The organism is Rhizobium phaseoli (assembly GCF_010668805.1).
Lineage (GTDB): Bacteria > Pseudomonadota > Alphaproteobacteria > Rhizobiales > Rhizobiaceae > Rhizobium > Rhizobium phaseoli_A.
In genome coordinates, this window is record NZ_WUFT01000001.1 from 149,157 (window position 1) to 167,224 (window position 18,068).

General features: G+C 60.3%; 24 protein-coding genes and 1 tRNA gene. 11 read left to right on the forward strand and 14 right to left on the reverse strand.

The window, feature by feature from the left end; all coding sequences use genetic code 11:
* Positions 1-251: 251 nt before the first annotated feature.
* On the forward strand, positions 252-548 hold the full coding sequence (locus GR197_RS00750) for a DUF982 domain-containing protein (RefSeq protein WP_164006142.1): 297 nt from the start codon (positions 252-254) through the stop codon (positions 546-548).
* A gap of 256 nt (positions 549-804) precedes the next feature.
* Here GR197_RS00750 and GR197_RS00755 read toward each other — a convergent pair whose 3' ends face one another.
* The 6 genes from GR197_RS00755 to GR197_RS32715 all read right to left on the reverse strand — a co-directional run bounded on the left by GR197_RS00755 (position 805) and on the right by GR197_RS32715 (position 6,539).
* Entirely contained in the window at positions 805-2,028 is a 1,224-nt protein-coding gene (locus GR197_RS00755; RefSeq protein ID WP_164006143.1) for a glycosyltransferase, read from the reverse strand.
* Positions 2,025-2,867 (reverse strand): class I SAM-dependent DNA methyltransferase, encoded by an 843-nt coding sequence (locus GR197_RS00760; protein ID WP_164006144.1) that lies wholly within the window; start codon positions 2,865-2,867, stop codon positions 2,025-2,027. The genes GR197_RS00755 and GR197_RS00760 overlap by 4 nt, the downstream gene beginning before the upstream one ends.
* Positions 2,868-2,881: 14 nt before the next feature.
* Positions 2,882-4,006, reverse strand: a complete 1,125-nt coding sequence (locus tag GR197_RS00765; RefSeq protein ID WP_164006145.1) for an aminotransferase class I/II-fold pyridoxal phosphate-dependent enzyme — start codon at positions 4,004-4,006, stop codon at positions 2,882-2,884.
* Between the two features lie 36 nt (positions 4,007-4,042).
* Positions 4,043-4,426, reverse strand: coding sequence for a cupin domain-containing protein (locus GR197_RS00770; protein ID WP_164006146.1), 384 nt, complete (start codon positions 4,424-4,426; stop codon positions 4,043-4,045).
* A 20-nt stretch (positions 4,427-4,446) separates the two neighbouring features.
* Positions 4,447-5,670, reverse strand: coding sequence for a methyltransferase domain-containing protein (locus tag GR197_RS00775; protein ID WP_164006147.1), 1,224 nt, complete (start codon positions 5,668-5,670; stop codon positions 4,447-4,449).
* Positions 5,671-6,248: 578 nt separating this feature from the next.
* Positions 6,249-6,539, reverse strand: coding sequence for a poly(hydroxyalkanoate) granule-associated protein (locus GR197_RS32715; RefSeq protein ID WP_164006148.1), 291 nt, complete (start codon positions 6,537-6,539; stop codon positions 6,249-6,251).
* Here GR197_RS32715 and GR197_RS00785 point away from each other — a divergent pair.
* Complete coding sequence (locus GR197_RS00785) at positions 6,460-6,714, forward strand: hypothetical protein (protein ID WP_164006011.1); 255 nt, start codon at positions 6,460-6,462, stop codon at positions 6,712-6,714. The two genes, GR197_RS32715 and GR197_RS00785, sit on opposite strands and share 80 nt — an antisense overlap.
* 48 nt (positions 6,715-6,762) lie before the next feature.
* On the opposite strand, the gene GR197_RS00790 is transcribed toward GR197_RS00785, so the two are convergent.
* Positions 6,763-6,849 (reverse strand) — tRNA-Leu (locus GR197_RS00790).
* A 168-nt stretch (positions 6,850-7,017) separates the two neighbouring features.
* On the opposite strand from GR197_RS00790, the gene GR197_RS00795 reads away from it, so the two are divergent.
* The gene (locus GR197_RS00795; RefSeq protein ID WP_164006149.1) at positions 7,018-7,440 is read left to right on the forward strand and encodes a BA14K family protein; all 423 of its coding nucleotides are present in this window, start codon (positions 7,018-7,020) and stop codon (positions 7,438-7,440) included.
* 7 nt (positions 7,441-7,447) lie between these two features.
* On the opposite strand, the gene GR197_RS00800 is transcribed toward GR197_RS00795, so the two are convergent.
* On the reverse strand, positions 7,448-7,741 hold the full coding sequence (locus tag GR197_RS00800) for a SelT/SelW/SelH family protein (RefSeq protein WP_003589187.1): 294 nt from the start codon (positions 7,739-7,741) through the stop codon (positions 7,448-7,450).
* Positions 7,742-7,865: 124 nt separating this feature from the next.
* Here GR197_RS00800 and GR197_RS00805 point away from each other — a divergent pair, with 124 nt between their 5' ends.
* The 3 genes from GR197_RS00805 (at position 7,866) to GR197_RS00815 (ending at position 9,697) form a co-directional block, all read left to right on the forward strand.
* On the forward strand, positions 7,866-8,603 hold the full coding sequence (locus tag GR197_RS00805; protein WP_164006150.1) for a type 1 glutamine amidotransferase: 738 nt from the start codon (positions 7,866-7,868) through the stop codon (positions 8,601-8,603).
* Between the two features lie 11 nt (positions 8,604-8,614).
* The gene (locus GR197_RS00810) at positions 8,615-9,172 is read left to right on the forward strand and encodes a sugar O-acetyltransferase (RefSeq protein ID WP_164006151.1); all 558 of its coding nucleotides are present in this window, start codon (positions 8,615-8,617) and stop codon (positions 9,170-9,172) included.
* Positions 9,173-9,244: 72 nt separating this feature from the next.
* Complete coding sequence (locus tag GR197_RS00815; RefSeq protein WP_164006152.1) at positions 9,245-9,697, forward strand: GFA family protein; 453 nt, start codon at positions 9,245-9,247, stop codon at positions 9,695-9,697.
* A gap of 3 nt (positions 9,698-9,700) precedes the next feature.
* Here the strand turns inward: GR197_RS00815 and GR197_RS00820 are convergent, their stop codons facing one another.
* The 4 genes from GR197_RS00820 to tenA form a co-directional block, all read right to left on the reverse strand.
* A complete protein-coding gene (locus tag GR197_RS00820; RefSeq protein WP_164006153.1) occupies positions 9,701-10,000 on the reverse strand; it encodes a CcdB family protein in 300 nt (99 codons plus the stop codon).
* Positions 10,000-10,230 (reverse strand): type II toxin-antitoxin system CcdA family antitoxin, encoded by a 231-nt coding sequence (locus GR197_RS00825; RefSeq protein WP_003583594.1) that lies wholly within the window; start codon positions 10,228-10,230, stop codon positions 10,000-10,002. The genes GR197_RS00820 and GR197_RS00825 overlap by 1 nt, the downstream gene beginning before the upstream one ends.
* 58 nt (positions 10,231-10,288) lie before the next feature.
* Positions 10,289-12,121 carry a translation elongation factor 4 gene (lepA, locus tag GR197_RS00830; protein WP_164006154.1) on the reverse strand — a complete coding sequence of 611 codons (1,833 nt, stop codon included), beginning with the start codon at positions 12,119-12,121 and terminating at the stop codon, positions 10,289-10,291.
* 73 nt (positions 12,122-12,194) lie between these two features.
* Positions 12,195-12,893 carry a thiaminase II gene (tenA, locus tag GR197_RS00835; RefSeq protein WP_164006155.1) on the reverse strand — a complete coding sequence of 233 codons (699 nt, stop codon included), beginning with the start codon at positions 12,891-12,893 and terminating at the stop codon, positions 12,195-12,197.
* Between the two features lie 139 nt (positions 12,894-13,032).
* On the opposite strand from tenA, the gene GR197_RS00840 reads away from it, so the two are divergent.
* Both GR197_RS00840 and GR197_RS00845 read left to right on the forward strand, forming a co-directional pair.
* Positions 13,033-13,602, forward strand: a complete 570-nt coding sequence (locus GR197_RS00840; protein WP_164006156.1) for a helix-turn-helix domain-containing protein — start codon at positions 13,033-13,035, stop codon at positions 13,600-13,602.
* Between the two features lie 24 nt (positions 13,603-13,626).
* Positions 13,627-14,145: a GNAT family N-acetyltransferase gene (locus GR197_RS00845; RefSeq protein ID WP_164006157.1), complete on the forward strand. Its 519-nt coding sequence runs from the start codon at positions 13,627-13,629 to the stop codon at positions 14,143-14,145.
* Between the two features lie 18 nt (positions 14,146-14,163).
* Here the strand turns inward: GR197_RS00845 and GR197_RS00850 are convergent, their stop codons facing one another.
* Positions 14,164-14,772 (reverse strand): HAD family hydrolase, encoded by a 609-nt coding sequence (locus GR197_RS00850; protein WP_164006158.1) that lies wholly within the window; start codon positions 14,770-14,772, stop codon positions 14,164-14,166.
* A gap of 134 nt (positions 14,773-14,906) precedes the next feature.
* On the opposite strand from GR197_RS00850, the gene GR197_RS00855 reads away from it, so the two are divergent.
* The 3 genes from GR197_RS00855 to GR197_RS00865 all read left to right on the forward strand — a co-directional run bounded on the left by GR197_RS00855 (position 14,907) and on the right by GR197_RS00865 (position 17,477).
* On the forward strand, positions 14,907-15,932 hold the full coding sequence (locus tag GR197_RS00855) for a histone deacetylase family protein (protein ID WP_164006159.1): 1,026 nt from the start codon (positions 14,907-14,909) through the stop codon (positions 15,930-15,932).
* Between the two features lie 9 nt (positions 15,933-15,941).
* A complete protein-coding gene (recX, locus tag GR197_RS00860; RefSeq protein ID WP_164006572.1) occupies positions 15,942-16,493 on the forward strand; it encodes a recombination regulator RecX in 552 nt (183 codons plus the stop codon).
* Between the two features lie 90 nt (positions 16,494-16,583).
* Complete coding sequence (locus GR197_RS00865; RefSeq protein ID WP_164006160.1) at positions 16,584-17,477, forward strand: EamA family transporter; 894 nt, start codon at positions 16,584-16,586, stop codon at positions 17,475-17,477.
* A 4-nt stretch (positions 17,478-17,481) separates the two neighbouring features.
* Here the strand turns inward: GR197_RS00865 and GR197_RS00870 are convergent, their stop codons facing one another.
* Complete coding sequence (locus GR197_RS00870; protein WP_164006161.1) at positions 17,482-17,949, reverse strand: group III truncated hemoglobin; 468 nt, start codon at positions 17,947-17,949, stop codon at positions 17,482-17,484.
* Between the last annotated feature and the right edge of the window lie 119 nt (positions 17,950-18,068).

The following is an 18,068-nucleotide window of genomic DNA, read 5'->3' on the forward strand; positions in this document are numbered from 1 at the left end:
GTGTTCCGGCCGCCTGCCGGCGAGGGCGTCCACATGCGAGGCGCTCACAGGCGGAACGGCCGTATGGGCATCCTCCTCCCGGTATCCGATTTCGTTCTTGTGCGAGCCTTGCGGGGTGTCGGACGAGGCTGCCGCGCGTTCGGCAGGCCGTTGACAAAAACGGTTCAATCGGCAACGAAACCGCCTCTGACCCTTCCCCGGCACGCTTTTTGCATTGTTACTAATATTCTAACTCTTGGGGAGAAAGTGCCATGCAATGGAACACATCGGCGGATTTTGCGCCTCTTGTTCTCTTTCTCGGCGACCGGCACAAGCGCAAGATCGTCAGGACGCTCCACGACGCAGCCGAAGTTCTGATGGTGGACTGGCCGTTTGAGGATGGCGAGGAGTATGTCGCGGCGGTGAAGGCCTGCGCCGATGCCGTCATGGGGCAAACGGGGATGGACGAGTTCAGGGAATTGCTTCTGAGCGCTGCCAGAGAAGCCGGCATCGGGGTTCTGACCGTTATTCCAGACAGCAGGAAGGCGACGGCCGAAATGGCCGCGTGAAAGCCATCATTTATTCCATCATGCGCCGACCGAAGCGGCGCTGACGCATAAAGTGCACATGCTGCGAACCGCCCGATAAGCGAAAGCTCTGCTGATGGTTCCCGCGGGATACCGGTCAACCGGCCGCTTACTGTCGACGGACGCACACGTCGTCACGAAAAAAACCTCACTTCGGAATCCCGAAATTCCCCTGCTTCGGGATTCCGAAGTGCTATATAGATTATGGAGGAGTTCCAGGAGTCGCCGCGTGAATCATTTAATGCCAGCAGCGACGTACCGCTTCGAATTCGTCAAGGATGGAGAAAATCTCCTGCACATAATCCGTCGCGGTCCATTTGCGAGCACGGATATGACCCAGTTCGATCATTTGCTGGCGCAGTGCGGGGTTTACCAGCAATTGTCGAACCGCCGCGGCGATTGAGTCCGGCGCCAACGCGTCGACATATAAGGCCGCATTCTCCAATTGTTCCTGGGCGCCGTCATAGTTCGACGCAATCACCGGGCAACCGAGAGCAAAGGCTTCCAGAGGCGGCAAATTATCCGGCCCGAAGAGGCTTGGATAGGCAAGCGCGAACGCTCCCTGATAAAGCGCGGTCAAGTCTTCACGGGTGACAAAACCGAGGAACAGCACCTGCTGCTCTACACCAAGAGTGCGCGCCAGCGAACGAAGGTGGTCGAGATTACCGTGATCAGACCCGACCAGAGCAAGCTGGAATGGCTCAGCCTCTCCATCATTGATCAATCGTAGTGCGTGCAGCAAATTGGCGTGGTTCTTGTGCGCCCAAAACTGTGCCGGATAGTACAGGTATCGACCGGTAATTCCCAGCGCCTGGAGCCGGGATGCGTTGTCGGCCGCAGGTGGATTGAAGCAAAAGCTTGGGGTCGGCAAGGGGAGGACACGGATACGCTTTGCGGGAACGCGGTAGAAGTTTTCGATTTCGCGGCGCCCCTCTTCGGTGCCTGTGATGACATAGGCAGCACGTCTGACATAACGGCTGAAGAACTCTTCGCGGACATCCCACAGGCTGCCCAGACTGACTTCGGGAAACCAGGGCTGCAGCCTGTGCTGCAGGTCAAACACCGTGGTGATGTAAGGCACGTCGAAAGCTTCGTGCTCGTAGTGTCCGATCGACCAGGTGAACTCGATTTCTTTGCGAACCAACACTGCGGCGGCCCGACTGATTTGGGGGCTCTTTTCGAGCGCCCTATTGTCTTTTCCCAATACGCGCCGGAAGAAACGCTTGACGCGCCGGCGTCGCGTCAGCGGTGGCTCGGGAGCGTCCATGGCGGAAATATGCACGTTGGCCGGACGGCCCGGAAGGGCGGAAAAATCCTCTTGCTTATGGTGCTCGCAAATCACGTGGAATTCGTGATGCGACTTCGCTGCCAGCTCCAGAAAGGACCTGAAGATATCCTGCTGATAGGTAAATACGCCGCCAGAGTGCGGGGAAGGGTCATTGAAGAAAAAACCGACCTTCAAGCTGCGCTCCGTTGCTGGCCTTGGCCGGTAGCTGTGGGTCGGCCCGACATTTTCCGCACGACATAGGTCATGTTCCAATCGCCGCTGGACAAGGCCTTGTCCGGCTGCAAAAACGGGCACCGCAGAAGAACCTCAAAACCGAGCGCTGTCAGCAAGTCGACCATTTCCTGCGGGAAATAAAACCGCACATGATGGTTCTCGCTGAAATGCTTCACCGCACCGTCGGCATATTCGACCTTGAAGTCGAAGTTGACGACGGCTTGTTGTGCGACCGCATCCACGGTTGTACGGGAGATGCGCTCCACCTTGCGCTTGTCGTCCGCATCCTGCCTCACCTTGTGGGGAGAATACTGCGGCAGCACCGCCGTGCCGTTCCACACATCGAAAATGAAAATGCCGCCGGGCGCCATTTTCTTCGCGACATTCTTCAAGGTCAGCTCAAAATCGGCAAAGTCGGTGAGGTAGCCGAGTGCCGCGAACATGGCCAGCACGACGTCGAAAGAACCCTGGATTGCGTCGGCAGTCTGAAACGAGCACTCATGAAATCGCACATCCAGCCCGCGTTCTGCCGCGCTATTACGTGCCACCGCCACCATTCCCGATGAGATGTCACTGCCTTCGACGACATAACCCGTAGTCGCCAACTCCATGGCGTGGCGACCGGTACCACAGGCCAAATCCAGAACCCGAATTGGCCCATCGTTTTGACGCGGCGCATGCTGCTCTATCAGAGCCGCGACAAAGCCGGCCTCACCAGCATAGTCCTTATCGCGGTAGATCAGGTCATAGATCGCGGAGTACTCGCCGAACGGAATCGGCTCTTGCTCTTTGCCTGTCATGGACGCACCAGCACTCATTGGTCCAACGCTTCGATCAGGCTCTGACAGACATAGTCGATATCATCATCAGCGATCGCCGGGCCACTCGGCAGGTAAAAACCACGCAGACCAAGGTCGTTCGCAACCGGGCATTCATCGGCGCTGGTCCAGCCGCGATTGATAAAAATTTCCTGCATGTTGTAAGGCAGGAAATTCTCGCGGCTTTCGACGCCTTTTTGCGCCAGCGCCTGCATCACTTCTCCGCGCCGACCCGCATTGCGTCCGCTGACGAGCACCATGTACATCCAGTGAACGTTACGGGCATACGGCTTTTCCACCGGCAGCTGCAGGTCGTCGCGTCCGCCCAGGCGTTGCGTATAGGCGTTCGCGATGCTCCGTTTGGCGTCGATGATCTGTTCGATCTTGCCGAACTGGGCATGCCCGATCGCCGCCTGCAGATTTGTCATCCGGAAGTTATATCCGATGTCCTTGTGCATGAACTTGTTCTTGTCGCCGAACGCCAATCCCTTGAGATTGCGTGCGCGAGCGGCCCACTCGGCGCTATTCAGTGTCAGCATCCCGCCTTCGCCGGTGGTGATCACCTTGTTGGCGTAGAAACTGAAGCAGCCGATGTCGCCGATACCCCCGACCTTGCGGCCTTTATAGCGCGCGCCATGAGCCTCGGCACAGTCCTCGATGACGTAGAGATTGTGCTCGCGAGCAACTTCCATCACAGGATCCATGTCGACCGGGTGGCCAAACAGGTGAACCACCAGGATCGCCTTGGTCCTGGGCGTGATCTTTGCTCGCAACAGCGTTGGATCGAGATTCAAAGTATCGGCTTCGGAGTCGATCGGCACTGGATGCGCGCCCTGGTACAGCACGGCGAAAAACGTTGCCATATTGGTCAGCGAGGCCACCAGCACCTCGTCGCCGGGGCCGATCGACAGGGTCGCCAGTGCCAGGTGAAGTGCAGTAGTGCCGCTAGACACCGCTACGCCATGGTCACAATCGCAATAGGCCGCGAATTCCTGCTCGAACATTGGCAGGTAGTCGCCAAAGAAACCCGAGATAGCGCCTTGGGCCAAGGCATTGTTGACGTGATGGGTCTCTTCAGCCCCCAGCAATGGCTGCGAGACAGGCACGCGACGTATGGACACGGATGAATCCTGACGTAAAGGGTCAATTGACATGATTTAGGTACCGGCTGCCAAAGGAACGTCGAGACGGAACGTATCGCTTTCATATTCCTTGCCGCCACGCGGCCCGCTGGTAAAGACCAGCAGCTCCGCATCATCCAGGCCGACAAGAGCATGGCGCACATGCGGCTTCGTCACGGTGAAATCGCCCGGATTCATCACAGTCTCGACCATTGGCTCGCCGGGTACCTGACTGACCAACATGATGCGGCCCGAGATCAGATAGTTCCACTGAGTGGTTTGCTTGTGGTAATGATTGCCGCGTACGGCGCCTTTTGAAAAGGTGATGCGGGTAATCGCGTTGATATTCTCGTTTTCGAGAAGATCGGTAATTTCGCCACGAGCATCCTTGAATGCGGGGATCAGCGAGATTCTCTCCATTGCGTGCTCCTTAAGCGTAATCAGTCGACGATTTTAGGGAAGGGGATCGGGATAATGAATTTGCCTCCCCGGCGCCGAAATTCGTGCAGGTTCCCGATGATTTCCTCGGCGAAATTCCAAGCCAGGAGCAAAGCATAGTCGGGCTGGTGATTGAGCAGTTCTTCGTCGGATACCACTGGAATGTGCGCTCCGGGGGTATAGCGACCAATTTTCAGCTTTGATTTCTCAGTGACGAAATCAAGTATGTCGGCGTCAAGCCCGCAGTAATTCAGCAAGGTCATGCCCTTGGCGGGAGCGCTGACGGCCGCGATCCGTTTGCCTTCATGCTTGAGCGAATGAAGCAGCCACGTCAGTTCGTCCTTGTTGCGTCGCACGGCAGCGGCAAATTCGGCCAGTTTTTCATGGCTGTATATGCCCATATCCACTTCTGCCTGCGCCATCCGTTCTGCGTCCTGCGAGGCAGGCCACATGCCGATCCGGCCGACATGCACCCGGAAAGAGCCGCCATGGATATCGCGCTCCTCAATGTGAAATATTTCCAGGCCGTGTTTGCGGAAAAACGCCAGCAAGGGTTTAACCGACAGGTATGAGAGATGCTCGTGGTAGATCGTGTCGTATTCGTTGTGCTTGAGCAGATTGACGAAATAGGGCGCTTCAAAAATGAACACGCCGCGTTCGCTGAGCAATTCCTTGACACTGGATATAAAGCTATCGAGGTCATCCACATGGGCAAAGACGTTGGTCGCCGTCACCACCGATGCATGACCTTTGTCAGCAACGATGGTGCGCGCCGTATCTTCATTGAAAAAATCACAGACCGTGTCGATGCCGTTGGCCTGCGCGATCATGACGATGTTTGCCGCAGGGTCGACGCCTTGCACCCGCAAGCCTTGGCTTTGGAAAGCTCCCAGCAACACACCCACATTGCTGCCGATATCCACCGCCAAGTCCTTTGGCCCCAATTTAAGGCGTGCAACCACACTGGCAGCGAACTCGGACCAGTGGGCTTGGCCGGTGCGGGTGGTGGAGGACTCATAGGGATAGTCGTTCCGGTATAAAACCTCTGGAGATACGACATGACTCAACTGAGCCAATCCACAGTCGTCACACATCACCACCTGCAAAGGATAATGAATGTCCGGCTCACGCGCTTGATCCTTGCGCCGGAATTGGTCGGCTGGAGGTGTAAAACCCAAGTCGAGAAATTTATGCAACTTGGTACTGCCACACATACGACAATTCATGGGTGATATCCCTTTATTTCCTATAGTCCGAAACCCAGCCGGCGATGCACTTATTCGACAGCAGACCGCTGAATTCAGCTGAACAAGGGTTTGCGAAATCGGTGTACTGAATATTGAACGGACGACGGCAATGCAACGAAGTTTTTCCGATCCGAGCGGCGTTACAGCACTGATCTCGCCCAAAAGTCGATCCCGTGCGCAACATTCTTCTTCGATGCATCGTCGGCATGAGGCCTGCCTGACGGTTTCGGATATGGGACTCAAGGTCGCTCACGCAACTGGACGGTGCAACGATGCCGCCGACATCAGCTTTCGGCTAAGGGCTGCACCTGAGCTATTGGAAAACAAGGACGCAAAACCACCCTGGGAAATTCGGCCAGTTCGCCGCCGATCCGAACAAAGCGGCCGATCGTTCCGGACAGCGCAGAAACACCATCCTTGACTATCGACAGTTGCGGGCGCGCCGCCAGAAAACCTCACTTCGGAATCCCGAAATTCCCGGCTTCGGGATTCCGAAGTGCAATAGATTATGGTAGGAATTCTTGGGATCGCCGCCAATTCTTGTCCCGGAGAGACGGTTAGGCCTCGAGATCAAGCTGGAGTGGAGTGCTGGCTGCTTCGGCGACTTTAGCCTTCCGATTTTTTGCCGCACGGCGTGGTGGCTTTGTCATCTTCGGCAGCGTGTCGGACCCGCGCTCGTCTGACTCGGAGCCGACCAGCAGCGGATAGGCAGCAGGGACCGCACCGGTCGAGGATTCATCAACGACCGGTTTGGGCGGAAGCATTTCAATGGCCAGCTTGGCGGCTGACGCCTCGCGCGCCTTTGAGGGCTCGGGGCTGCTGGCTACGGATGTGGCGTATCGGATCATCACAAGGCTCCATTATGTTCGCTTTATGTTCCATTCGGCGATCAACAAGTCAATGGCGGCCGGCTATCGCGGGCCGGAATACCCGTTAATACAGATTCTGAAAGTCCGTGGAGTTGAGCAGACAAGCCTTGAAGGCATTGCTGCCCGCCTGTTTCCACAGGCACAAAATGCGTAAATTTTGGAAAGGCTTAACTCCTTGATCCGGCAGCGATCAAGAATGGAATGGTGCCCAGAAGAGGACTCGAACCTCCACACCCTTTCGGGTACCAGCACCTGAAGCTGGCGCGTCTACCAATTCCGCCATCTGGGCGACGGAGAGCGATGTAAGGGGGCGGCTCCTGACTGTCAACCGGGTTTTTGAAGTTTTTCTGACAGTTGGCGAAAAACAGTTGGTCATATGAGCGGGAGCGGCCGGAGGGCAGGCATAGCGCTTCGCTTGGTCCGCCCTATATAAAGGAAATATCGAAAGGAATCCCTCATGCCCGTTGCCCGCATGATAGTGTTCGCCGGTCTTCTCGCCGTTCTCGCGCCTGCCATGGCGGGCGCTGATTCGCTGAAGCTGGGCAAGCCAGGGGTCGGGCCGCTCGATACCGGATCGACGCTCTGCGATTTTCGCGGCTGCTTCGGTTTCGGGCCGCAGCAATGGCATCGACCCGCCTATGTCCAGCCGAATTACCGCCCGCGCGGCGCGACGGGTCCGACCTATTACCAGCCGGGTGCGGCCGGCCGGCCGCAACTGACCTATGAACCGCCGCCGGTACGCCGGCTGCAGCCGAGGGTGGCTGACAAGAACAGCCATGTCGCCTGGTGCAGCAACGAATACCGCTCCTACGATCCAAGAACGGATCGTTTCCTCACCTATGAAGGCATCTATAAGACCTGCCGGTCGCCCTATCGCTAAGTTGTTGTCAGCTTTCGAGCGAGGCGCGGTCGACATGACCGAGATCGCGGCCCGGCTCGATGATATCGCGAACCCGCTGCTTCAACTCCTTCGGCCCGGGAAAGCCGCCGTCGCGCTTGCGCTCCCAGATCAGATCGCCGTTGACGCGGATCTCGAAATTGCCGCCGGTGCCGGGGATCAGCGCCACTTCCCCGAGACTGTCGGAAAAAGTGTGCAGCAGCTCCTGCGCCATCCAGGCGGCGCGCAGCAGCCAATTGCACTGGGTGCAGTAGAGGATGGAGACACGGGCTTTTTCGGTCATGGCAGACTCCTTTTCTCTGCGCTGATGTAAGCGCTGTTATCGGCGCGCGCAATCGCCTCCAAGCGTCTTGCGCGCCACTCGCCGGCATGGTCTCTTCCCCTATCGGCCATACCGGGAAACACCCATGCGAGTCGCGGTCATCGAAAACATGAGGAATATCGGTCTCGGCGCGCTTGCCGCTGCCCTCGACGAGGCGGGGGCTCATATCGAGTGGTTCCGGGTGTGGCAGGACGGCGTCCTGCCGCCGGATATATCCGGCCATGACGCGCTTGTCGTTCTGGGTGGCGAGCAGAGCGCGCTGGATGACGAGGCGCATCCTTACCTGCCGGAGCTCGTTCAGCTGACGCGCCGCTTCGGCGATGCCGGCAAGGCGGTGCTCGGCATCTGCCTCGGCAGCCAGATCCTCGCCCGCGCCTATGGCGGCGACAATATCTTGGGGAGCGCCCGCGAATTCGGCTGGCACGGGATCGGCGTCACCGAGGAGGGCCGGGCCGACCCGCTGCTGTCGGCGCTTGGCGGCGAATTCACCATCTTCGAATGGCATGCCGATACGTTTTCCTTGCCCGCGGGCGCGATGCGTCTGGCGAGAAGCCCCGTTGCTGAGAACCAGGCTTTCCGCATCGGCCGCGCCGTCTATGGCACTCAGTTCCATTTCGAGGCCAATTCCGCGGTCGTCGCGCAATGGAAGGCAGAATTCCCCGATACGATCGAGCGCATCGCGCCAGGCTGGCTGGAGAGCCATGCCGAACTGGCGGCAAACCATGGCGGTGCCGCCGATGCCGCGGGCCTGGCCATCGCCCGCGCCTGGGTCAGCCTGATCGAAGCTGCCGAGATCAGGATGCTGTCAGAGGCCTCGGCGTGAGAGGCGAGGTCATGCCGGCAAGCGAACGCGAGAAGATGGCGGCAGGCGAATGGTATTGCTGCCTCGATGACGAGCTCGATCTCTTGCGCCGGCAGGCCCGCCTGGCCGTCCATGCCCACAATACGCTGCCGCCCGACGCGCGCGGCGCGATGGCGCCAGCCCTGAGGGCGCTCTTTGCGGGCGTGGCACCCGATGTCTTCATCGAAGCGCCGTTTCACTGCTCCTACGGCATCAACATCACTCTCGGCGCGCGCGTCTATTTCAATGCCGGCTGCACCATCCTGGATTCCGGCCGGGTGACCATCGGCGACCGCACCATGTTCGGCCCCGGCGTGCAGATTTATTGCGCCGAACATCACAAGGACCCGAAACGTCGCAGCCAGGGCATCGAGATCGCCCGGCCGGTCGTTATCGGCAGCGACGTCTGGATCGGCGGCAGCGCCATCATCCTCGGCGGCATTACGATCGGCGATGGTGCGATTGTCGGCGCTGGCGCCGTTGTAACGAAAGACGTGCCGACTGGAGCAACCGTAGTCGGTAACTCGGCGCGCCGGATAAACGCCACCTGAAATTCGGCATGCCTCGCCTCTCTCGACAACGGCTCCAGCTCCACTAAATCAGGGCGGAACGGGAGAAATATCATGACAGCACAAAACCTACCCATGGAAGGCGGCTGCCGTTGCGGCCGGGTGCGGTTGAAGATCAGCGCGCCGCCGCTGCTGACCATGGCCTGCCATTGCACAGGCTGCCAGAGGATGACCGCGAGCGCCTATTCGCTGAGCGCCGCCGTTCCCAGTGAAGGCTTCGAGGTGACGAAAGGCGAGCCCGTCATCGGCGGCCTGCACGGCGTTACGAAACATTATTTCTGCCCGCATTGCATGAGCTGGATGTTCACCCGCCCGGAAGGCATGGACTGGTTCGTCAACCTGCGTGTCACCATGCTCGACGATCCCAGCTGGTTCACCCCCTTCATCGAGACCTGGACGAGCGAGAAGCTGGCCTTTGCCGAGACCGGCGCCGTGCACAGCTACGCGGCGCTGCCCGAGATGGACGCTTATGAGGGGCTGGTGAAGGAATATATGGCGCGCGAGTGATCCTCAGAAGCCCTGGAAGAGAAAATCCAGGGCGCTGGTGATACGATCGCTGTCGGAGGTGAGATCCGCGGCGACGACGCCGATCTCTTTAATGGAAATCGCACCGACAAATTGGGTCGCCATCACGTATGGCACGTGGTTGATCACGAATTGCGGATTGAGCTGGCGCATTATTTTGGGAAGAGCTTCCAGCGGAAGCATCGGCGCCATGATTCGCGTCGTCAGCTCGCCATGCAGAACTGACTGCAGATCGAGAGCAAGCGCATCGGTATGCACGAGATTGTAGACGTGAAACCGCGCCATCAGAATTGGCGATATTTCTGAAACGGCAGCCCGTGCTTTTCCACATAGGCGTTGGAAGCGGCGATGGCCTCGGCATTCTCGATACGCCAAAGCCGCTCGCGTTCCGCCTTTATGGCTTTCGCGATTCCATCTTCCGCCGCCCTGGATATATTGATCTTGAGCTCGCGCGCCTGCGAGACGAGTCCCTCATCGAGAGAGAGGTTCGCTGCTTTTCTCGCCTGTTGCGCCATGACGATCTCCTTGGCCTGATGCGCACACTATATGCGCATCAGATGCCATTGAGAAGCGTTACTCGTCGCCCATCTTCAGCGCTGCAATAAACGCTTCCTGCGGAATCTCGACCTTGCCGAACTGGCGCATGCGCTTCTTGCCGGCCTTCTGCTTGTCGAGCAGCTTGCGCTTGCGGGTGGCGTCGCCGCCATAGCATTTCGCGGTCACATCCTTGCGCAGCGCCGAGATCGTCTCGCGGGCGATGACGTTGCCGCCGATTGCCGCCTGGATCGGGATCTTGAACATGTGCTTCGGGATCAGCTCCTTGAGCTTCTCGCACATGTCGCGGCCGCGCTTTTCGGCCGCGGTCCGGTGCACCATCATCGACAGTGCGTCGACCGGCTCGCCGTTGACGAGGATCGACATCTTCACCAGGTTGCCCTCGCGGTGGTCGGTCAGCGTGTAGTCGAAGGAGGCGTAACCCTTGGAGATCGACTTCAGCCGGTCATAGAAATCGAAGACGACTTCGTTGAGCGGCAGGTCGTAGGTCAGCATCGCGCGCGTGCCGACATAGGTGAGCTCGATCTGGATGCCGCGCCGGTCCTGGCAAAGCTTCAGAATGCCGCCGAGATAATCGTCCGGCGTCAGGATCGTCGCGCGGATCCACGGCTCGTGGATTTCGGAGATCTTGACGACATCGGGCATGTCGGCCGGATTGTGCAGCTCGCGCTCCGTGCCGTCGGTCATGAACATCTTGTAGACGACGGAGGGGGCGGTGGCGATGAGGTCGAGATCGAACTCGCGCTCCAGCCGCTCCTGGATGATTTCGAGATGCAGCAAGCCGAGGAAGCCGCAGCGGAAGCCGAAACCGAGAGCGGCCGAGGATTCCATCTCGAAGGAAAACGATGCGTCGTTGAGGCGAAGCTTGCCCATGGCGGCACGCAGATCCTCGAAATCGGCGGCATCGACCGGGAACAGGCCACAGAACACCACCGGCTGCGCCGGCTTGAAGCCCGGCAGCGCTTGGGCGGTCGGCCGCTTGTCCTCGGTGATCGTATCGCCGACGCGGGTATCGGCCACTTCCTTGATCGAGGCAGTGATGAAGCCGATCTCACCGGGGCCGAGGCTATCGGCATTGACCATTTTCGGCGTCAGCACTCCGACGCGCTCCACCTGGTATTTCGCATCGGTGCCCATCATGCGGATCGTCTGGCCCTTGGTCAGCACGCCGTCGATGATGCGCACGAGAACCATGACGCCGAGATAGGTGTCGTACCAGCTGTCGACGAGCAGCGCCTTCAGCGGCGCTTTTTCGCCGCCGGGGCTCTTCGGCGCCGGCAGCTTGTTGACGATCGCCTCCAGCACGTCGGGAATGCCGAGACCGGTTTTGGCCGAAATCAGTACGGCCTCCGAAGCGTCGATACCGATCACTTCCTCGATCTGCTCCTTGATGCGGTCGGGTTCGGCGGCCGGCAGGTCGATCTTGTTGAGGACGGTGACAATCTCGTGATTGTTGTCGATTGCCTGGTAGACATTGGCGAGTGTCTGCGCCTCGACGCCCTGGCTGGCATCGACGACGAGCAGCGAGCCCTCGCAGGCCGACAGCGACCGCGAGACTTCGTAGGCGAAGTCGACATGGCCGGGCGTGTCGATCAGGTTGAGAATATATTTCTCGCCATTGTTCGCCTGGTAATGCAGGCGCACGGTCTGCGCCTTGATGGTGATGCCGCGCTCGCGCTCGATATCCATATTGTCGAGCACCTGCTCGGACATTTCGCGCTCGGCAAGGCCGCCCGTCGTCTGGATCAGCCGGTCGGCCAGGGTCGATTTGCCGTGGTCGATATGGGCCACGATCGAAAAGTTGCGGATATGGGACAGCGGAGTGGTGGAATTGGTGCTCATGCGCGCCATATAGCAGCGCCGCCCCCTGCCGCAAAGCGGTAATTAGCCCGCTGTTTACGCTATTTGTCGGCCGGTCGGGCGATCAGACCGGCCACGTCTCCAGCCGCCAGGCTGAATCCCAGAACATCCATTCATATTGCGAGGCGCGCACAAAGACATCGCTCATCTCGGCGCGCTCCACCGGCGATGCGGCGCGGGCGGCAATGTCGGTCAGCGCGATCACCTCGCGGGCGCCGGCGGCAAATTGCGGATCGCCATAGGTGTTGATCCAGGCCTGAAAGGCATTGCCCGCGATCGCCGGCCGGCTCTTGATCGCCTCGCCGACATGCCAGTAGATCCAGAAGCAGGGAAGGATTGAGGAAAGCGCCACCGCGTAGGAGCGGTGATAGGCCGTGGCGAGCAGAAAATTCGTATAGGCAAAGCAGGCAGGCGAGGGTTCGGCTGATGTCACATCCGCAGAGGTGATGCCGAACTGGGTGAGGAAGCCGGCATGCAGGCCCTGCTCGACGGTGATCGCCTTCTGTGCCGAACCGAGGAAGCGCAGCACCTGCGCATTGTCGGGGGCCTTGGCGGCGACGATCGCCAGGCAGCGCGCATAATGCTTCAGGTAGAGCGCATCCTGCAGAATGTAGTGCCGGAAAACCTCAGGCGGCAGCGTGCCATCGGACAGGCGGGTGAGAAGCGGCAAGACCTCGATTTTGGCCATGACGGGCGCGATCCTGTCCCAGGCAGCGGCCGTGAAGCTTCCGGTCGTATCCGTGCCGTGCGTGCTGGCGTCCATCACTTTCTCCGATCTGAATTGCGCTGCCATATACCGGCGAGGCTGTGGCGAAAGCAAGGTCGAGCGCCAGCCGCCTGAAGAGGGTTGATTCCATTATCGGATCATGTATTTCTCCTATAGTGGAATAATGGATCGGAAAATGGAAGAGCAACTGGAACAGGCGATCGGCATCCGTATCCGCAAGCTGCGGCTGGAAAAGGGGCTGACCCTTGACGATCTCGCCACGGCCTCCGGGGTCAGCCGGGCGATGATCTCGCGTATCGAGCGGGCCGAGGCGAGCCCCACCGCCTCGCTGCTGGCAAGGATCTGTGCCGCCCTCGGCCTGTCGCTGTCGGCCTTCTTTGCCGAAGAGGGGCAGCAGGCCTCGCCGCTTGCCCGCCGGCAGGAGCAGCAGGTCTGGCGCGATCCGGAGACCGGTTATCTCAGGCGGTCTGTTTCAGCGCCGGGCACGACGTCCGACGTCGATATCGTCGAAGTCGAATTCCCCGCTGGCGCCCGCGTCAGCTTTCCCCCGCATGCCAGCGCCCATGGCATGACGCAGCATGTCTGGCTGTTCGACGGAGAGCTGGAGATGACGGCGGGGGAGGCGGTCTACCGGCTGCGCCCCGGCGATTGTCTCTTCATGCCCGTCGGCGAGGGCCATGTCTTCCACAATCCCGGCCAAGCCCCGGCGCGCTATTGCGTCGTGCTCGATCGCGGCGGCCGGTAGCAACATTCATTTCAGGAGAACAGCATGGCCGATATTCGTACTCTTTCTGCCGAAGAAGCGCGCGCCGCTATTCCGGCGCTTGCGCAGGTGCTTGCCGATTGTGTCGCCGGCGGCGCCTCGGTCGGCTTCATGCAGCCCTATGGGCCAGAGGATGCCGAGCCCTATTGGCGCGATGTCGCCGATGCGATCGCCACCGGCGGCAATCTGCTACTGGTCGCCGAACTGGAAGGCCGGATCGTCGGCACGGTGCAGGTGGGTGCCGCGCAGATGCCGAACCAGCCGCATCGCGGCGATCTGAAGAAGCTCTTGGTGCACCGTTCCGCCCGCGGACGTGGCCTTGCCCGGCTGCTGATGGCTGCCGCCGAGCGCGAGGCGGCAAGGCGCGGCAAGACCCTGCTGGTGCTCGATACGGCAACCGGCAGCGATGCCGAGGCGATCTATCCGCGCCTCGGCTGGCAGCGCGTCGGTGTCATCCCGGATTATGCGCTGTGGCCGCAAGGCGGCTTCTGCGATACCACCCTGTTCTACAAGCGGCTCGCCTGATTGCGCTCCCGACTGATCTCAGATGGCTCGTCCCGGATGGCTGAAGGCGGAAAGCGTCTCGTGCAGCCTGGCGCCCGCGGTCCATTGCGCCGCGTTCCAGCCGAACTGCCGCGCCGCTTCGATATTTTCCGCCATATCGTCGATAAAGGCGATTTCACCGGGCAGGACGCCGGCCCGCTCGGTCCCCAGCCGGAAAAACTCAGGCGAAGGTTTTCGATGCCCGAGCGCTGCGGAATAGAGGATGCCGTCGAAATGCGCGCCAAGGCCGACCTCTTCCATGAGATAGCGCGCCCGCCTGTGTTCCTGGTTGGTCGCCAGGAACAGAGAGATGCCGCTTTGCCGGATCGCCGCGAGTTCTTCGAGCAGATTGAGATCGAGGCGGCGATCGTTTTCGAACCAGTAATCGATCAGCGTCGCGGCGCTGAGATGGGGTGCGATCTTTGCCAGCACTTTGGCAAGCCCGGGCTCCAACGGCTCGCGGCCGATAATGATATCGCCCCAGCAGGTCTGAAAGAATTCCTGCTGCAGCAGCCCGAGATCGCGCTCGAGATAGGTGAAGAGCGGCAGGCCGTCGGTCGGACGACCATGAATGAGCACGCCGTCGACATCGACCATCAGCACTTTCATGCAGGAAATTTCCTCGTTCTCAAAAACACCGGTGAAGGTGGCGTTATCTGCCGCGGCGATCAATGCCTCATGCGGCTTTTTTGCTGGCGTCAACCCGTGTAAATCTCGGCATTCAATCAAGGGCAGGATCTGAAATGCGCGTCATCTATTCCGAAGACCACAAGCTGCGCGACGCCAAGACCGAGCTTTATGCCGGTCAACTGGTGACGCCCTTCGAGGCGCCGTTCCGGGCCGAATGGATCCTGGCGGCGGTGAAGGAGGCGGGCTTTGCCGATGTTGTGGCGCCCGATGCCCACGGGTTGGAAACGGCTGGAAAGGTGCATGATCCCGCCTATCTCGATTTTCTCGCCACCGTCTGGGATCGCTGGGTGGCGGCCGGGTTCGAAGGTGAGGCGATCGCCAATTCCTTCCCGGTGCGCCGCACCAGCCAGCGCGTGCCCGACAATATCGTCGGCGCGATCGGCCATTATGCCAATGCCGCCGACACCTCGATCACCAAGGGCTCCTATGAGGCGGCAATCGCCGCGATGCGCTGCGCCGTCACGGGCGCCGACTGGCTGGCGCAAAATCATCGTTTTGCCTTCGCGCTTTGCCGCCCGCCCGGCCACCATGCAGGCATCGATCTCTTCGGCGGCTACTGCTTCATCAACAATTCGGGCGTCGCCGCACAGCGGCTGCTCGATCGCGGCGCGAAAAACGTCGCTGTGCTCGATGTCGATTTCCACCATGGCAACGGCACCCAGGATCTCTTCTATCACAGAGGCGATGTCTTCACCGCGTCGCTGCACGGCGATCCCATGCAGGCCTTTCCCTATTTCCTCGGCCATGCCGACGAGGAGGGCGAGGGGGCGGGCACCGGCGCCAACCGCAATTATCCGATGCCGCCGGGCACGCCCTGGGAGGTCTGGTCTTCGGCCCTCGCCGATGCGCTTGCCCGCATCAAGGTCTTCGGCGCCGAGGCGATCGTCGTGGCGCTCGGCGTCGATACTTTCGAGCGTGATCCGATCTCCTTCTTCAGCCTCACCTCCGACGATTTCACCCGCATGGGCGCAATGATCGCTTCCGCCGGCCTGCCGGTGCTCGTCTGCATGGAGGGCGGCTACGGCGTGCCGGAAATCGGCCTCAACGTTGCCAATGTCCTCAAAGGTCTGGAAGCCTGATTGCTTGATATGACCGAGGAGACCGTTCCATCCGATATTCCGACACCCCGTATGCTGAGCTGGGCGCGCAACTCCGCCATCTATCGCCTGGAGCGGCGGATGATGACGGAAAAGCAGCTCTTCGACGCCATCACCCGCAAGGCCAAGGAGAAGTTCGAGGATATCAGCGCGGCGCAACTCAAGGCCGTTGCCGATTTCGCCGTCAAATTCGCCTATGACAACAAGGTGCTCGACGATAGCGCCTATGCCGAGATCAGCGCGCGCTCTGCCGTGCGCGGCGGCAAATCGAAGCGCGCGATCGCCCAGAAACTGACAGCCAAGGGTGTCTCCAGCGACAAGGTTGAGGCAGCACTCGAGGGGGCTGACGATCTCCATGCCGCAGCAATATTTGCCCGCAAGCGCGCCTTCGGTCCCTTCCGCCGGGTCGAGCTCGACGAAAAGCGAAAGGCCAAGGAGCTCTCGGCTTTCGCCCGCAACGGCTTCAGTTTCGACATCGGCAGGAAGGTCTTCGAGATGAGCTTCGAAGACGCTGAAGAGGTGATCCTCTCCGGCCGCCTCTGATGCATCAGGTCTTTTGCTGCCTGGATCAGAAGTTTGAATTTGTCGGTCGTAAATCGCCTTCGTATGAAGAGCTCTCAATCGGAGACGCACATGGAAGACAGAACGAACGACGGTTCCGGCGTGCTGGCCATCGAAGCGCCGGCAACATCCGGCGGCCTGGCGGCGGGTGCCCTGATGTGCCTCATGTCCATGTCCTCAATTCAGTTTGGTGCGGCACTTTCCTCCTCCGCCATCGCCACCTATGGGCCAGCCGGCGCCAGCTGGCTACGCCTTGCCTTTGCCGCCCTCATTCTGGCCGTCGCCGTCCGTCCGCGCATATTCAGCTATAGCAAAGAGCAATGGACAAGCGCTCTGGTTCTCGGCACGACGACAGCGCTGATGACTATGAGTTTCTTCGCGGCGATCGAGCGCATCCCGCTCGGTCTCGCCGTGGCGATCGATTTTCTCGGCCCGCTTTCAGTCGCGACCATCGGCTACGGCCTCAGCCGGCGTCTGGTCTGGCCGTTGATTGCCGCGCTCGGCGTTCTGGCTCTTGCCCATGATGGTGAAGGCTGGGTTGGGAATATACCGGGCATTCTCTTCGCCTGCGGCGCGGGAACCGGTTGGGCGATCTATATCGTGCTCACCAAGAAGATCGGCGCAAGCTTCAAGGGGCTGGAAGGGCTTTCCATGTCGCTCATGGTTGCCGCTGTCGTCGCGACACCTTTCGGCTTCGCAGGCGCCGTGCCGGCGCTCGATAGCTACGGCCTGATCGAAATGGCGGGCCTCGCCGTTCTCGTGCCACTGCTGCCCTACACTCTGGAGCTAATTGCCCTGCGGCGCATGCCGACATCTTCCTTCGGCATCCTGATGAGCCTCGAGCCGGCCATTGCGGCTCTTGCGGGCTTTGCCATTCTGACGCAGCCAATGACCCTTCTGCAGATGGCGGGAACGGCTCTGGTCGTCGCCGCAAGCGCCGGCGCCACCTTTTCCGCAAAGCAGTAAGGGATCAGCCCGTCTTCCTCGTCGGGTCGTCGAGGGCGGGATTGTAGAACAGCGAGAGCGTCAGGCTTTTGGCGATCCGCTCCGCCGTCGCCATGAACCAGGCCTTGGCCTCCGGCGTTGGGGCGATATCGTCGAGCGTCGCGGCAAACAGCGACAGCCACTTCGGAAACAGGTCAAGCGTCAGGTTCTGGACACCGGAATGCGCCTGCACCGGCTTGCCGCCATAGGCGCCGCTGCGGAAGGCAACCGCCGACCAGAAGCTCTTCATCTTCGCTATATGCTCTGGCCAACGGCCCGACAGCCTGGCGTCGAACACCGGGCCGAGATCGGGATGCGCAAGCACGCGGGCGTAGAATGTCTCGACCAGCCTGTCGATGAAGGCCGCGTCGATACCAATTTCCCGCATTTCGGCCTCCGCCCTTTCGCGGATCGCCGCGATATGGGCAGGGCGGCCCTGAATCTCATTGTCCATCATAATCCCCGGCGCTGCGTGATGCAGCAGCCCTCATATAGGCCTTCATGGCTGCGTGCCAAAGTCGCCGGTGCCGATTGCGGCAATCTGTCAGTCGGTTTGCGCCGACGACTATCCCA